General features: G+C 70.6%; 15 protein-coding genes. 4 read left to right on the plus strand and 11 right to left on the minus strand.

Going from position 1 to position 14678, the window contains the following annotated elements:
- Positions 1-42 precede the first annotated feature (42 nt).
- The gene (locus RR1_RS01300; RefSeq protein WP_010837486.1) at positions 43-459 is read right to left on the minus strand and encodes a hypothetical protein; all 417 of its coding nucleotides are present in this window, start codon (positions 457-459) and stop codon (positions 43-45) included.
- Between the two features lie 99 nt (positions 460-558).
- Positions 559-4002, minus strand: a complete 3444-nt coding sequence (locus tag RR1_RS01305; RefSeq protein ID WP_051111093.1) for an AfsR/SARP family transcriptional regulator — start codon at positions 4000-4002, stop codon at positions 559-561.
- A 77-nt stretch (positions 4003-4079) separates the two neighbouring features.
- Between RR1_RS01305 and RR1_RS01310 the strand changes: the two genes are divergently transcribed.
- Positions 4080-4949: a 1,4-dihydroxy-2-naphthoate polyprenyltransferase gene (locus RR1_RS01310; RefSeq protein ID WP_040772530.1), complete on the plus strand. Its 870-nt coding sequence runs from the start codon at positions 4080-4082 to the stop codon at positions 4947-4949.
- Here RR1_RS01310 and RR1_RS01315 read toward each other — a convergent pair.
- Positions 4946-5329, minus strand: coding sequence for a phage holin family protein (locus tag RR1_RS01315; protein WP_010837489.1), 384 nt, complete (start codon positions 5327-5329; stop codon positions 4946-4948). The genes RR1_RS01310 and RR1_RS01315 overlap by 4 nt on opposite strands.
- Positions 5330-5338: 9 nt before the next feature.
- Between RR1_RS01315 and RR1_RS01320 the strand changes: the two genes are divergently transcribed.
- Entirely contained in the window at positions 5339-5911 is a 573-nt protein-coding gene (locus RR1_RS01320) for a GNAT family N-acetyltransferase (protein ID WP_010837490.1), read from the plus strand.
- A gap of 10 nt (positions 5912-5921) precedes the next feature.
- On the opposite strand, the gene cds1 is transcribed toward RR1_RS01320, so the two are convergent.
- Complete coding sequence (gene cds1 / locus RR1_RS01325; protein ID WP_010837491.1) at positions 5922-7049, minus strand: L-cysteine desulfhydrase Cds1; 1128 nt, start codon at positions 7047-7049, stop codon at positions 5922-5924.
- Positions 7046-7420 carry a DUF4229 domain-containing protein gene (locus RR1_RS01330; protein ID WP_040772531.1) on the minus strand — a complete coding sequence of 125 codons (375 nt, stop codon included), beginning with the start codon at positions 7418-7420 and terminating at the stop codon, positions 7046-7048. Before RR1_RS01330 ends, cds1 begins: the two co-directional genes overlap by 4 nt.
- Positions 7421-7676: 256 nt before the next feature.
- Here RR1_RS01330 and RR1_RS01335 point away from each other — a divergent pair, with 256 nt between their 5' ends.
- Positions 7677-7889, plus strand: coding sequence for a BldC family transcriptional regulator (locus RR1_RS01335; protein WP_010837493.1), 213 nt, complete (start codon positions 7677-7679; stop codon positions 7887-7889).
- A 169-nt stretch (positions 7890-8058) separates the two neighbouring features.
- Positions 8059-8244, plus strand: coding sequence for a hypothetical protein (locus RR1_RS01340; RefSeq protein WP_010837494.1), 186 nt, complete (start codon positions 8059-8061; stop codon positions 8242-8244).
- A gap of 132 nt (positions 8245-8376) precedes the next feature.
- On the opposite strand, the gene ccsB is transcribed toward RR1_RS01340, so the two are convergent.
- From ccsB to hemL, 6 genes are all read right to left on the minus strand, one after another.
- Positions 8377-9366, minus strand: a complete 990-nt coding sequence (ccsB, locus tag RR1_RS01345) for a c-type cytochrome biogenesis protein CcsB (protein WP_010837495.1) — start codon at positions 9364-9366, stop codon at positions 8377-8379.
- Positions 9363-11060, minus strand: coding sequence for a cytochrome c biogenesis protein ResB (gene resB, locus RR1_RS01350; protein ID WP_010837496.1), 1698 nt, complete (start codon positions 11058-11060; stop codon positions 9363-9365). Before resB ends, ccsB begins: the two co-directional genes overlap by 4 nt.
- A complete protein-coding gene (locus RR1_RS01355) occupies positions 11057-11905 on the minus strand; it encodes a cytochrome c biogenesis CcdA family protein (RefSeq protein WP_010837497.1) in 849 nt (282 codons plus the stop codon). Before RR1_RS01355 ends, resB begins: the two co-directional genes overlap by 4 nt.
- Complete coding sequence (locus RR1_RS01360) at positions 11906-12514, minus strand: TlpA disulfide reductase family protein (RefSeq protein WP_010837498.1); 609 nt, start codon at positions 12512-12514, stop codon at positions 11906-11908. It lies immediately after the preceding gene.
- Between the two features lies 1 nt (position 12515).
- Entirely contained in the window at positions 12516-13121 is a 606-nt protein-coding gene (locus tag RR1_RS01365) for a histidine phosphatase family protein (RefSeq protein ID WP_051111099.1), read from the minus strand.
- Between the two features lie 127 nt (positions 13122-13248).
- The gene (gene hemL / locus RR1_RS01370; protein WP_040772548.1) at positions 13249-14571 is read right to left on the minus strand and encodes a glutamate-1-semialdehyde 2,1-aminomutase; all 1323 of its coding nucleotides are present in this window, start codon (positions 14569-14571) and stop codon (positions 13249-13251) included.
- Positions 14572-14678: the final 107 nt, after the last annotated feature.

Below are 14678 nucleotides of genomic sequence, written 5' to 3' on the forward strand. Positions count from 1 at the left end.
AACGCACCCGATACTCGTGCCGTTCAGCCTCGTTCTGTGTGCTCAGCGCCGTTCGATGTTGGCCCAGAATCCGACGTTGTTGTAGAGGGGATCGATCAGGCTCGACGCGGTGTAGCCCGAGATCGATGCCGGCCAGCAGCCGGTCCACATCGTCTCGATCGTGAGGCTCTGACCGGGCTTCAGTTCCGGCGAGAACCGCTGCTCACCGAAGAACTCCTGCAGAGTCACGTTCGGCGCGGGGCCTGGACCGTTGTTCGTCACGGTCATCCAGCGCTTCATCGTCCACAGATCGGACCACGGCTGGCCGGGCCGCGCCCATTGGCAGTCGACGCCACCGCTGATCGCGAGATCGAACGGCGCCGGCTGTGCCTGGGCCGGTGCGGCCCCCACGACGCTCGCACCTGCGATTCCGGCGGCAGCCGCGGCCGCGACGGCGGCACGTTTGACGAAGGACTTCATGTGTCTCTCCTCTCGAGCCGTGCAAATCCGACCTACCGGTCTGATCGCACAGTAGACAGAAGTTGCTACATGTCGGTACGGAATCGGCGACCCGGCCCGCTACGACCGCCCCGTCAGCCACGCGAGTACGCGTGCGTCACGCCGCACTCGCGGTAGTGCCCGAGCGGCCGTGAGCGCGGCCTCCCACGCCTCCTCGCCGGCATGCTCGATCGCGAGGCGGTGATAGCGCTCGTGCACGAGCGACGGGAAATCCTGCCGCGCACGGTTCGCGATGCCGAGCGCCATGAGCTCGAGCGCCTCGCCGTCGCCCGTCGACGTCGTGAGTTCGGCCGACGTCGTGAGTTCGACGGCGCCGCTCACGAGGGCGAGGGCTGCGGCCACCGGACGATCGCGCAACGATCCCGACGCCGTGCGGTCGCGCAGGAAGCGGCACGCACGATCGAGCAGATCGACCGCGGACGCGGCGCGGCCGTGGACGACGTGCGCCCCGATCACGGCGGCCGCGAACAACACCCCCATCGGATCGCTGCGCTCGCTGCCGAACGACGCGTCGGCGATGAGCTCGAAGCCGCGGCGATAGCGGTCCAGCCCGGAGTCGACGAACCCGTCCGCGAGGTGCATCTCGCCGTCCACAGCACCGAGCAGTGCGCGCCACTCGGCCTCGTCCTGATCCCTGTCGCCGGACATCGACGCGTCGCGCAACAGGCGTGCCCCGTCGACATCGCCGGCGCACAGCACCGCCATCGCGTGCATCAGGTCGAGCTGCGAGGCCTGGTCGACGGCCCCGATGCGCAGCAGGTCCTCGGCGGCGAGTTCGTACTGCCGCGCCGCCTCCGCCGCAGCGCCCGACTGCGCGAGCAGCGACGCGACGACCTGCCGGGCAGTCGCCCTCGACAGGACCTGCCGGTCGTCGTCCGTGAAGTCGAGCAGTGCGTACGCGTCGCGCAACGCACCCTCGGTGTCGGCGACGTCCTCGCGAAGGTGGGAGCGGAGGAGATACGCGGCGAACCGCGAGGCCGAATCGTCGCTGCGCACCCCTCGCGACGTGAGCCGTGCCAGCTCACGCGGCCGCGTCGACACCAGCGTCGCGTTCGCGGCGAACCGCAGCGTCGGCGAAAGCCCGTCACGCTCACGCAGCATCCGGCGAAGGTCGACCCGGGCGCGTGCCAGCACACGCACGCCCGGAGCGAACGAGGCGTGCACCGCGAGCAGCAACCGTGTCGCACCGTCCATCACCGCGGGTACCTCCGCCGGATCGACGTCGCGGATCAGCTCGGTGACCTGCGGCAGCCATGCCGCAGGTTCCGAATGGACACCGCGTGCCGTCCACAGCAAGGCGAGCGGCGCGAACAGCGTCACGGCGGTGGCGGCGTCCCGCGTACGGACGGCACGCCGGAACACGACGAGCACCGTGTCGTGATCGGCGTCGAGCGCGCGGACGGCGCCGAGCTGATCGTGTCGCGCCTGCTGAGCGACCGCCACCGCGCATGCCCTGCTCCACGCCGCGAGCCGTCGGTCGACCTCGTCCAGTTCGCCTGCCGCGGCGAGCTTCTCCTCACCGAACTCGCGGACCGTCTCGAGCATCGAGTACCGCACGCCCAGCGGCGTCTCGACGACCGTGAGCAGCGACTGGTCGACGAGGTCGTCGAGCGACTGGTCGACGAGTGCACCGGCGGCGTCCGGACCGTCGTCGTCCGACTCCCATTCCGCGACGGCGCGTGCGGCATCGCGGTCGAACGACGACGGGAACCGCGCGAGCCTGCGCAGCACCGCACGCTCGCGCGGGGCGAGCAACTGCCAGCTCCAGTCGATGACGGCGTGCAGCGTGCGATGGCGCGACGGCGCGGCCCGGTCCCCCGCGCGCAGCAGCGCGAAGCGATCGCCGAGCCCGCGAGCGATCTCGGGTGCACTCATCGCGCGGATCCGCGCCGCCGCGAGTTCGATCGCGAGCGGCAGCCCGTCGAGCGCACGGCAGATCTCGCGCACGACCTCGGGATCGAGGTGCGCCGACGGCCGGACCGCACGCGCGCGGTGAACGAACAGTGCGACGGCGGGCGAGTCGTCGCCGTCCGGTGACAACGGCGCGAGGGGATGGACCACCTCGGAGTCGAGCCGCAGCGGCGCACGGCTCGTCGTGAGCACCGAGAGCCGATCCGAACTCGCGACGAGTTCCGCGACGAGGTCGGCGACCGCGTCGACGACGTGCTCGCAGTTGTCGAGGATCAGCAGCAGCGACCGGCCGCCCAGTTCGAGCGGCAGCCGCTCGCGCAGCGACTGCGCGGGGCCGAGAACCCTGGCGCCCGGCGCGATGTCGAGCTCGCTGATGCCGAGCGCCGAACCGACGGCCGACACGACGTCGTCGGCGCTGCGCAGCGGTGCGAGCTCGACGACGGCGACCTGCCGGGTCGCCGCCGCGGCCCGGCCGACCTCGTGCGCGAGCCGCGTCTTGCCCGTACCGCCCGGGCCCGCGACGGTGACGACGCGCGCCCACCCCAGCAGTTCCTCGACGACGGCGACGTCGGCGGCCCTGCCGAGCAGCGGATTCGGCGATGCGCGCAGCCCCGTGCTGCGTTTCGGCGCCGCAGGAGCGTCGGTGGTCGCGCCGGACTTCGGCACGTCGTCGCCGCGTCCGGGCGCGAACTCGCCACTGCCGGTTCCGGCCGCCAGATCGCCTCCGAGGATCGCGACGTTGAGCGCCGCGAGTGCGGGTGAGGGATCGGCACCGAACTCGTCGGCGATGCGCTCGCGATACCGCGCGAACTGCGCCAGTGCATCGCTCGGCCTGCCCGCCCCCGCGAGCGCCACCATCGCTTGCGCGAGTGCGGTCTCGTCGCCGGGCCGTGCCGCACTTCGCGTCTCCGCGAGCCGGGCTGCCTCGGCCGCCGCGGCGGGATCGCGGCGACCGAGGACGATCAGCGCCGCGATCTCGTACCGCTCCAGTTCGTCGCGCAGGGACGCCGCACGTGCCCGCACCGTGTCGGCGAGCTGCCCGTCGGACAGATCGGCGCCGGGCTCGCCGCTCCACAACGCGAGCGCACCGCGCGCAGCGGAGAGCACCTCGTGCGCATCGTGAGCGTCGCCGGGACCGCCGGGATCGCCGTCTCGCCTGCCCACGTGATCGAGCGGTCCCCAGTGCCGCCGCAACCGCGTCGCGACGTCCTGCGCGCGAGTGACGTCGACGGCGTCACGGTCGAGTGCGAGCCGATACCCGGCGGGTCCCGATTCGAGGACGCCGGGCGCGAGCACACCCCGCAGCCGGGAGACCTGGGTCTGCAGTGCACCCCTCGGCGAGCGCGGCAACTCGTCGCCCCACACGTCGTCGACGAGGCCGCGCGCGGACCGCGTCCGGCCCGGATCGAGCGCGAGCGCCGCGAGGAGCGTGCGGGCCCGCGCACCCGTGACGGCCACGAGCGCGCCGTCGCGGCGCACCCGGATCCCGCCGAGCACCGCGAGTTCGACGGACGGACCGCTCTCGGCGCGCGCCGAGAGCGCCCCCGGCGCCGAGCCCGGTGTCGACGGGGTGCGCGTCGTGTCGGATGTCATGTGCTCCTCACCGTGGTCGATCCTAGGTCGCCCGGCGTCGTTGCCGTGCTCGTCGGCGCGAGTGCGAAGATCGACGGATGGCAACTGTGGCTCAGTGGATCGAGGGCGGCCGGCCGCGCACGCTTCCGAATGCGATCGCGCCGGTCCTCGCGGGTACGGGCGCGGCCGCGTCACTGGGCGGATTCGTGTGGTGGAAGGCGGTGCTCGCGCTCGTCGTCTCGCTCGCGCTCATCATCGGGGTGAACTTCGCGAACGACTACTCCGACGGCGTCCGCGGCACCGACGACGACCGCGTCGGGCCGATGCGGCTCGTGGGATCGAAGGCCGCGTCGGCACGTTCCGTCAAGACGGCGGCGATGACGTGCTTCGCCGTCGCCGCGGTCGCGGGCGTCGTGCTCGCGGCGCTGTCGGCCTGGTGGCTGATCGTGATCGGCGCGCTGTGCATCGCCGGTGCCTGGTTCTACACGGGCGGATCCAAGCCCTACGGCTACAACGGTTTCGGCGAGATCGCCGTGTTCGTGTTCTTCGGGCTCGTCGCGGTGCTCGGCACGCAGTTCGTCCAGGCCGAGCGGATCGACTGGGCCGGGCTGGCGTGCGCGATCGCCGTCGGCTCGTTCTCGAGCGCCGTGCTCGTCTCGAACAATCTGCGCGACATCCCGACCGATGCACAGACCGGAAAGACGACGCTCGCGGTGCGGCTCGGCGACGCCCGCACCCGTGTCCTGCACGTCGCGCTCACCGCGGTCCCGTTCGTGGTGACGCTCGCCCTGATCGTGCGGACGCCGTGGGCGCTCCTGGCGCTGCTCGCCGTGCCGTTCGCGGTGCGCGCCACGGCCCCGGTGCGCGGCGGAGCCCACGGCCTCGCACTGATCCCGGCACTGCGCGATTCGGGACTCGCGATGCTCGTGTGGTCCGCCGCGACCGGGCTCGCGCTCGCGCTGGGTTAGCCCACGCGACCGCCGCTGAGCGCCCCGAGCGCCCAGTTGACGATCGAGATGATGAGCGCGGCCCACATCGCCGTCCAGAAGCCGTCGACGGTGAGGCCGTAGTCGGTGTACGAGCTGATCCACGCCGTGAGCATCAGCATCAGGGCGTTGATCACGAGGGTGAACAACCCGAGCGTGAGGATCAGCAGCGGCAGCGACAACAGCTTCACGACCGGCTTGACGAACGCGTTCACCACCGTGAAGACGAGAGCGATGAAGGCGAGCGTGAGCAGCGCGGTCTGGTTGCGTCCGTCGGGGTTCGCTATCGCGACGCCGGACACGAACGACACCGCCACCCAGATCGCGAGCGCGTTGAAGACCCACCTCAGGATGAATGTCATGATGCGACTGTGGCACACGACCGCGACGAGCGTGGATCGAGCACCGAGCGCTGTGCCGAGCCCGACATCCGCACCCTGATCCGCCCCGCCCACCACGACGACATCGAGGCGATCCGCGGCGTCGAGCGCGCGGCGGGGGCTCCCTTCCGTGCGATCGGAATGACGGCGGTCGCCGACGATCCGCCACCCACAGCGTCCGAACTCGCACCGCATCTCGCGTCGGGCACCGCGTGGGTCGTCGACGACGGCGACGGTCCCTGCGCCTACGTGCTCGCCGAGATCGTCGACGGCGGCGCGCACCTCGCCCAGGTGTCGGTGCATCCACGCTGCGCCGGCCGCCGCATCGGGGCGGCACTGACCGAGACCGTCGATCGCTGGGCCGCCGACCGAGGGCTCGGCACCCTCACGCTGACGTCGTTCGCGGAGGTGCCGTGGAACGCGCCGTACTACGCGCGACTCGGCTTCCATGTTCTCGACGACGCCGAACTCGGCACGGAGCTGCGGGAGATCGTCCGGCGCGAGGCGTACCTGGCGCCCACGTCTCCGCGCGTCGCGATGGCCCGGCCCACCGGCGGCGTGTGACCGGTCCGTGTCAGATGCCGGGCCACGCCCCGGTGCGGGCGAACTCGTCCAGGACGGCGCTCGCCGCTGCAGGATCGAGCCCTTGCGCCGTGACCCAGCCGTCGTCGTAGTACGTGTCCGAGTAGCGCTCGCCGCCGTCGCACAGCACCGTGACGACGCTGCCCGTGCGCCCCTGCGCGAGCATCTCCGCGATGACGGCGAACGCGCCCCACGCGTTCGTTCCCGTCGACGCATCGACGCGGCGGCCGAGGCGGGCGCTCACGTGACGCATCGCGGCGATCGACGCGGCGTCCGGGACACCCATCATCCGGTCGATCACCTGACCGATGAACGACGGCTCGACGCGCGGACGGCCGATCCCCTCGATCCGTGACGGCATGCCCGTCGTGTACTCGGCGTCGCCCGTCTCGTACCCGCCGAGGAACGCCGAGTTCTCGGGATCGACGACGAGCAGCCGGGTGTCGTGACGGCGGTAGCGGATGTAGCGGCCGAGCGTCGCACTCGTACCGCCGGTGCCCGCGCTCATGACGATCCACTCGGGAATCGGGTGTTCCTCGAGCCGCATCTGCGCGAAGATCGATTCGGCGATGTTGTTGTTGCCGCGCCAGTCCGTCGCACGTTCGGCGTGCGTGAACTGGTCCATGTAGTGGCCGCCGCACTCGCGCGCGAGCCGCCGCGCCTCGGGATAGATGTCGGGCGGCACGTCGACGTAGTGGCAGCGCCCACCCTGCTGCTCGATGAGCGCGATCTTCGCCGAACTCGTGCTGTGCGGGACGACGGCGACGAAGTCGAGGCCGAGCAGCCGGGCGAAGTACGCCTCGCTCACCGCGGTCGATCCGGACGACGCCTCGATGATCGTGGTGTTCTCGTCGACCCAGCCGTTGCACAGGGCGTACAGGAACAGCGACCGCGCGAGCCGGTGCTTGAGGCTGCCGGTGATGTGGGTCGACTCGTCCTTGAAGTACAGCGACACACCCCACGCGTCGGGCAACGGGTACCGCAGCAGATGCGTGTCGGCGCTGCGTTGCGCATCCGCGTCGATCAGCCGGATCGCTTCCTCGACCCAGCCGCGGGGAGCCGTCCGGTCGACGACGCGCCCGAACGGTTCGCGATCGTCCGGACGTCCCCAGCCGGTCACTTCGAGTCGCCGCGCAGTCGCGCGTGCAGTGCCTCACGATCGGCGCGGCGCTGGGCGTCGAAGCCCGCGATGGCCGCGTTGAGTCTGCGCCGCATGCCGCCGAGCACGAACATCGACACGGGCATCGCGATGAGGACGCCGAAGATCGCGGCGACCAGCAGCGGCACGGTGACGCCGACGAGCGCTCCGCCGCCGACGATGATCGCGGCCACGACGACGACGATCGCCAGGCGCGCCAGCGTGTAGAGCAGGATGTCGGCCGCGAGCCGGCCCTTCGTCACCGGCGCCGCCGCGTCGTCGGTCGCGGAGCGCGCCGAGCCGGGGGCGTCCGAATCGCCAGGGTCTGCGGGGGTGCCGGGGGCCGTACTCACACCCGTCAGGGTACTCGGTACGCGGTCGCCGACCGCGTCTGGGCAGCGCGAACACGACGAATCGGATGGTCCGTTTTGTCTATTACCTCCCCTTTACCAACATTAGAGGGGTCGAGTAACCAGGGGTCACGGTGCCACGATGACTGGCGCAACCGCACGGAGCGGGCTTCGCGAGCCGAATTGGCCGACGAGCGAGTCCCGCACCACGGACGAGCCGCGACCGCCCCTACGGTCGCTCACACACGGAGGAACACCGATGAGCGCACCTACCTACAACGCCCACAACGACGCACTGATGACACCCGGTCAGGTTGCTGCGCTGTTCCATGTGGACCCCAAGACCGTCACCCGCTGGGCACACGCGGGCCGGCTCGGATCGCTGCGCACCCCGGGCGGACACCGGCGTTTCCGCGAGTCCGAGGTCATGCAGCTGCTGCGCTCGCTGACCACCGAGGCGAACCGCCCCTGACGCCAGGCCCCGGCCTCACAGCGCGCAGGCCCCGGCCTCACAGCGCCCTCGACGCCACACCGGCGGCCGGGTCCGATCCACTCGATCGGGCCCGGCCGCCGGTGTGCGATACCCTCGAAGGGAGCGTGACGTATCACCGCGGCGCAGCGCGCGGGTGAGGAGGTGCAGGGTGATCTACGTATTGGCCCTCATCGGCTTGGTGACGGTCGTGGTGCTGTTGTGGAAGGCCTTCGGGCCGACCTCCACCACCCCGGCCCGCGTCCAGGGTCCCGACGACGACCCGGAGTTTCTGTGGCGCATGAGCCGGGAGGCGGAACGCGAACGCCGCGACGACGATCCTTCGGGCGAACGCTGATCCGTCGCGCGAACGCTGATCCGTCGCGCGAACGCTGATCCGTCGGGCGAACGCTGAGAAGAGAACGCCGACACGAAGCAGACGAACGAGGACACCCCCTGCCGAAGCAGGGGGTGTCCTCGTGTCTGCAGGTCAGTTGAGGCCGGCGTACGAGTGCAGGCCCGAGACCACCATGTTGATGATGAAGAGGTTGAAGAGCATCGCGACGAAGCCGACGATGTTGATCCACGCCGCCTTCGTGTCGCGCCAGCCCGACGTCGCGCGGGCGTGCAGGTATCCGGCGTAGACGATCCACGTGATGAACGAGACGGTCTCCTTGGGATCCCAGCCCCAGAAGCGTCCCCACGCGGCCTCGGCCCAGATCGCGCCGAGGATGACTCCGGCACCGAACAGCGGGAACGCGATGATCGTCGACTTGTAGGCGAGCCGATCGAGCGTCTGGGCGTCGGGGAGCCGCAGTGCCATGTGCGCGAGCGGGCCCGTGCCCTCCTCGCCCCGCGGGTGACGCATCCGGATCAGGTAGAGGATGCTCGCCATGCCCGAGAGCAGGAACATGCCCGAACCGATGCAGATGATCGTCACGTGGATCGGCAGCCAGAACGACTGCAGCGCCGGGACGACGGGCGCGGCGTCGGCGTAGAGCACGGTCGCCGCGAGGAACATCAGCACCAGGATCGGCACGAGGACGAACACCCACAGCGAGCGGTACGCGGGCTTGCGCAGCCACACCAGGCCGAGGGCGAGCGAAGCGGCGCAGGCCATCGCGACGAACTCGTACATGTTGCCGAGCGGGAACCGTCCCGTCCCGAGCCCGCGGAGCACGATCGACGCGACCGCGAGGACGGTACCGACGACGAGGACGGTGCGGCCCATGTTGCCGGCGCGTTCGGCGGGGCTTCTGCGCCGCGGCCCCGCCGCGACGCGTCCCGGCACGGACGGCGCGTCGGCGACCGACGAGCTTCCGGCGGAGACGAGTTCGCGTGCGGCCTCACGGTCCTGGACGGCCCACGCCTTCGACGACGCGTACTCGACGATGAGCAGCACGAAGGCGAGGACGAGGACCGCGAACGCGGATTCGAAAGCGAGGTCGCTGTAGTGCGCGAGAGTCTCGTCGATGATCATCGGGTGTTCTCCTGCCGGTTCGATCCGGTCGTGGCCGTGTGTTGTTGTGAGTCAGCCGCGCTCTCCAGGAGCCGGTCTGCCAGGCCGTCGAATTCGTCTCCCCAGCCGGCCTGATCGGTCCTGGCGAGTCCGCCGAGCTCTACTACCGTACGTCGTTCACCGTCGGCGCCCTCATCCGACGGGTGGATTCGAACCCACACGCGGCGGCGCTTGATCATGAGCGAGACGACGAGTCCCGCCATCGCGGTGATCGCGAACACCAGCACCCAGTTCTGCGCCGGGTCGTGCGAGACCTGGACGTTGACGAAGTCGACGGCGCCGTCGAACCGCACCTCGGTCCCGTCGCCGAGCGTCGTGCTCTCGCCCGGGTAGAGGTTGACGCGGTCCTGCTGCACGAGCCGGCCCTGGTTCATCAGTTCCTGGTTGAGCTGGAAGATCGACTGCGGGATGCCCGTGTCGAGGCCGGTCTCGCCCTTGTAGACGTCGATCGCGACCGCGGGATCGTTCTGCGCGGGGAAGCTCGACGACAGCAGTGTGCCGTGGAAGAACGCGGTCGGCGCGAACAATCCCTCGATCGCGATCTGACCGGCGCGGCGTTCCTCCTCGGTGTCGTACATCCCCGGTGGCGGATCGAACCGCATCGCACCGCTCGACAGGAACGTCGTGGCGTCCTCGGGCTGCCACTGGATCGTCTCGGTGCGGCTCTCGCCGTTGGGGAAGGTCACCGTGAAGGTGGGCGCGTAGCCGTGGCCCTGCAGGTAGAGGCGGTCGGATTCGACGCGGAGCGGATGGTTGACGGCGATCTCCGTCTCGCGCCACGTGTTCGACTCGATGTCGTCGCCCGCCTGGTAGCGGATGTGCGACCGGAACATCTCGGCCTGGCCGGTGTCGAGGTAGTCGGCGCTGAAGTCGTCGACGGCCACGCACAGCGGCATCATCGCCGTGCCGTCGACGAGCAGACCCGCACGGAACGAGTCGAACGTCGCGGGCGACGCCGTGCAGAAGCTGTCCTCGCCGTTCGCGACGACGATGCGGTTGCCCTCGTACCCGAACATCTGGCCGGCGCCGATCGCGACCAGCAGACCCACGAGCGAGATGTGGAACACGAGGTTGCCGACCTCGCGGAGATAGCCCTTCTCCGCCGAGACCGTGATCTCGTCGTCGTACTTCGCGCGCGGCCCGCCGACGCGGGTCTCGGTCCGCCAGCCGCGCAGGCTCGACTTCACGTGTGCGGCGTAGTCCTCCGGCGAGGCCGCGACGTCACCCTCACGGTGATGAGGCAGCCGGGCGAGATTACGGGGCGCCGCGACGGGCGGCGTGCGCAGCGACTTCGCGTGCTCGACGCAGCGCGGCAGGATGCAGCCGACGAGCGAGACGAACAGCAGGATGTAGATCGCGGTGAACCACACGCTGCCGAAGACGTCGAAGAGTTGCAGGCGGTCCATGATCGGGCCGAGAGTCGGCCGCGCCTGGATGTACTCGTCGACCTTCTGCTCGTTGAGCGAACGCTGCGGGACCAGCGCGCCGGGGATGGCGGCGAGGGCGAGCAAGAACAGCAGCACGAGCGCGGTGCGCATCGACGTGAGACTGCGCCACGTGTTGCGCGCCGCGGCGAGGGCACGTCCCCATGCCGACTGGGTCGGCACCTGCCGCGGCCCGTCGTCGCGAGCGGTGTCGGTATCGGTCGAACTCATATCGGCAGGGTCACCTCCGAGATCATGGCGTCACGGATCCAGCTGACGAAGAGATCCCACGCGCCGGTGACGAGCGCGATGCCCACGATCACCAGCATGATTCCGCCGAAGATTTGAATTGTGCGTGCGTTGCGGCGCAGCCAGCCCACACCCCGCAACGCGCGTTCCGAGCCGAGCGCGAGCAGGATGAACGGCAGCCCGAGCCCGAGGCAGTAGGCGACGATGAGCGTGACGCCGCGAGCGGCGGTCGCCCCTTCCGTTCCGGCCGAGAGCGAGATGACGGCCGCGAGCGTCGGACCGAGGCACGGCGTCCAGCCGAGCGCGAAGACACCTCCCAGCAGGGGCGCCCCGACGAGGCCCGACACGCGTTTCGGCGCCATCCGGGTGTCGCGTTGCAGCATCGGGACGAGCCCGATGAACACGAGTCCCATCAGGATCGTCACGACCCCGCCGACACGCATGAGGATCTCGCGATTGATCGCGAGCGCCGAGATGAGCCCGAACACCGAGGCCGTCGCGAGCACGAACACGACGGTGAAGCCCGCGACGAACAGCGACGCCGCGCCCGCGACGCGGTACCGTCCCGACGCCTTGCGACGACGGCCCGAATCGGGCTCCGCGGCACCGCCTCCCGCCGGAGCCGTGGCCTTGACGGCGGGCGCCTCCGCGCCGACGATGCCCGCGAGATAGGACAGATATCCCGGCACGAGCGGCACGACGCACGGTGACGCGAACGACACCAGACCTGCCAGCGCCGCCGCACCGAGCGCGAGCAGAAGCGGGCCCGTCGCCGCCGCGTCACCGAACGCGCCGCCCACACCGGACGCCGCCACCGAGATGCTCATCTATCCGTCCCGCGCTTCGTTCGCGACGCGTTCGACGACCGGCTGCAGATCCTCGGCGAGCAGTTCCTTGAGAAAGACCGCGGCGACCCGATGGTCGCGATCGAGCACGATCGTCGTCGGGACGACGCTGGACGGGTAGCCCTCGCCGAGCGCCATCAGGGTGCGCATCGGCGGGTCGTAGATCGACGGATACGTGACGTTGTAGGCGTGCATGAAGTCACGCACCTTGTCGATCTGGTTGTCGCGCACGTTGATGCCCAGGAACTGCACACCCTGGTCCTGCGTCGCCTCGTAGACCTGCTCGAGATCGTCCGCCTCGGCGCGGCACGGCGCGCACCACTGCCCCCACACGTTGAGGACGACGACCTGCCCCTCGTAGTCGGAGACCGCGAGCGTCTCGTCCTCGTCCATCACGCTCGGGCCCGAGAGCGTCCCGATCGTCCCGCGGTCGGACGGCGGGTCGAAGTAGATCTCGGTCTGCCCTCCGGGCGAGACGAAGTCGAACGTTCCGCCCGTCGCCACTGCGTCGTCGCCGGTCGCACATCCGGACGCGACCGCCGCGACGGCCGCGAGACCCGCGAGCGCACGGGCCGCCCTGCCGAACCGCACGTCAGGCTCCGGTGATTCGCGGGTCGGACGAGCCGGCGGGCTCGGAGTACACGATGTCGACGAGGGTGTCGCCGTCGTACACGAGCGACGTGAGCGACGCGAGCGCACACTGCCGCGCCCGCGGGTCGTGCCACAGATGTTCGCCCTGCAGGAACCGGCGCAGCGTCCACACCGGAAGCTGGTGGCTCACGACGACGGCCTCGTGGCCCGCCGCTGCCGCGCGCGCCGAACCGACCGCCGCGAGCATCCGGTGCGCGATCTGCAGGTACGGCTCGCCCCACGACGGCGTGAACGGGTCGCGCAGCTTCCACCAGTGCCGCGGGCGGCGCAGCGCGCCGTCGCCGACCGAGACCTTGAGTCCCTCGAACTCGTTGCCGGCCTCGATGAGGTTGTCGTCGGTGACGATCTGCAGGCCGTGCCGCTCGGCGATCGGGGTCGCCGTCTGCTGCGCACGCTGCAACGGCGACGCGGCGACGTGGACGACGTCGTGCCCGGCGAGGGTCTGCGCGACCTTGCGAGCCTGCGCCTCGCCGTGCAGCGACAACCGGAAGCCCGGCAATCGGCCGTACAGGATCCCGCGCGGATTGTGGACCTCGCCGTGACGCATGACGTGCACGATCGTGCGCTTGTGCTCGGGCGCGGCGGCAGTGTCGTTCGATGTCACTCGATCGCCTTCACTTGTCGGGGCTTGCTGTCGGTCGGTGTTTGCGGGGCCTGTCACGGCGGCGCTGCCGTCAGGGCTGCGCTGCTGCCGCGGCGCGGGCGGCGTGCGGCATGGCGTCGGCGACGACGGAGAACGCGTCGTCGTCCAGCGCCGACGAGACGAACCACGCCTCGAACGCGCTGGGCGGAGCGTAGACGCCGCGCCTGAGCAGTTCCTGAAAGAACGGCCCGTAGCGCCACGTCTGCGCGGCCTTCGCCTCGTCGTAGTTCGTGACGGGTCCGTCCGTGAAGAAGATCGTCACGAGGTTGCCCGCGTTCTGGACGCGGTGCGGCACACCTTCCGCCGTGAGCGCCTCGGACGCGAGGTGCCCGAGCGTCGCGCAGTTGCGGTCGAGCGCGGCGTACACGGAGTCGTCGGCGGCACGCAGCGTCGCGAGACCCGCAGCGACGGCGACGGGATTACCCGACAGCGTGCCCGCCTGATAGACGGGACCGGCGGGCGCGAGCCGGTTCATGACGTCGGCGCGGCCACCGAACGCGGCCGCGGGCAGGCCGCCACTCATGACCTTGCCGAAGGTGAATAGATCGGCCGCGACGGGATCGAGGCCGTACCAGCCGGCGCGGCTCACGCGGAAGCCCGTCATGACCTCGTCCATCACGAGGAGTGCGCCGTCCCGCTCGGTGATCTCGCGCAGTCCGGCGTTGAATCCGGGCAGCGGCGGCACGGCGCCCATGTTGCCCGCGGCCGCCTCGGTGATGACGCACGCGATCTCGCCGGGGTTCGCCTCGAACGCCGCCTTCACTGCGTCGAGGTCGTTGTACGGCACGACGATGGTGTCCTCGGCCTGCGCGCCGGTCACGCCGGGCGAGGTCGGCAGCCCGAACGTCGCGAGTCCGGATCCCGCGTCGGCGAGCAGCGCGTCGACGTGGCCGTGATAGCACCCGGCGAACTTGAGGATCTTGGCGCGCCCGGTGTACCCGCGGGCGAGCCGCACCGCGCTCATCGTGGCCTCGGTCCCGGAGTTGACGAGCCTGACCTCCTCGACGGGAGCGACGCGCGCGACGATCTCCTCGGCGAGCAGCACCTCACCCGGAACGGGGGCGCCGAACGACAGCCCGGACTCGGCGGCACGCACCGCGGCCTCGACGACCGCGGGGTGGGCGTGACCGAGAATCATCGGCCCCCACGAACACACCAGATCGACGTACCGGTTGCCGTCGACGTCGACGAGCGTCGAACCCGACGCCGACGCGATGAACCGGGGCGTTCCGCCGACCGATCCGAACGCTCTCACCGGCGAATTCACGCCTCCGGGAGTCACGGTTTCGGCGCGTGCGAACCACTGCGCGGAGACCTCGGTGCGGATGTCGTTGTCGCCGGGAGACTTCGTCACGCCCACCAGTGTCCCAGTTCGCCGGGATCCGCCAACGACAGGGTGTAGTTGGGTGGCCCGGATCACCGGCTTCCGCGCAGGTGGGACGCCCTCGGCACGCCCCACCG

The organism is Rhodococcus rhodnii NBRC 100604, from assembly GCF_001894925.1.
Lineage (GTDB): Bacteria > Actinomycetota > Actinomycetes > Mycobacteriales > Mycobacteriaceae > Rhodococcus_F > Rhodococcus_F rhodnii.

Bases quoted from the DNA above. Each gene is read 5' to 3' on its own strand.
- RR1_RS01300 (WP_010837486.1), bottom strand. From the start codon at position 459: ATGAAGTCCTTCGTCAAACGTGCCGCCGTCGCGGCCGCGGCTGCCGCC.
- resB (WP_010837496.1), bottom strand. From the start codon at position 11,060: ATGAGTTCGACCGATACCGACACCGCTCGCGACGACGGGCCGCGGCAG.
- ccsB (WP_010837495.1), bottom strand. From the start codon at position 9,366: ATGATCATCGACGAGACTCTCGCGCACTACAGCGACCTCGCTTTCGAA.
- RR1_RS01310 (WP_040772530.1), top strand. From the start codon at position 4,080: ATGGCAACTGTGGCTCAGTGGATCGAGGGCGGCCGGCCGCGCACGCTT.
- RR1_RS01365 (WP_051111099.1), bottom strand. From the start codon at position 13,121: ATGCGTCACGGCGAGGTCCACAATCCGCGCGGGATCCTGTACGGCCGA.
- RR1_RS01305 (WP_051111093.1), bottom strand. From the start codon at position 4,002: ATGACATCCGACACGACGCGCACCCCGTCGACACCGGGCTCGGCGCCG.
- RR1_RS01315 (WP_010837489.1), bottom strand. From the start codon at position 5,329: ATGACATTCATCCTGAGGTGGGTCTTCAACGCGCTCGCGATCTGGGTG.
- RR1_RS01335 (WP_010837493.1), top strand. From the start codon at position 7,677: ATGAGCGCACCTACCTACAACGCCCACAACGACGCACTGATGACACCC.
- RR1_RS01355 (WP_010837497.1), bottom strand. From the start codon at position 11,905: ATGAGCATCTCGGTGGCGGCGTCCGGTGTGGGCGGCGCGTTCGGTGAC.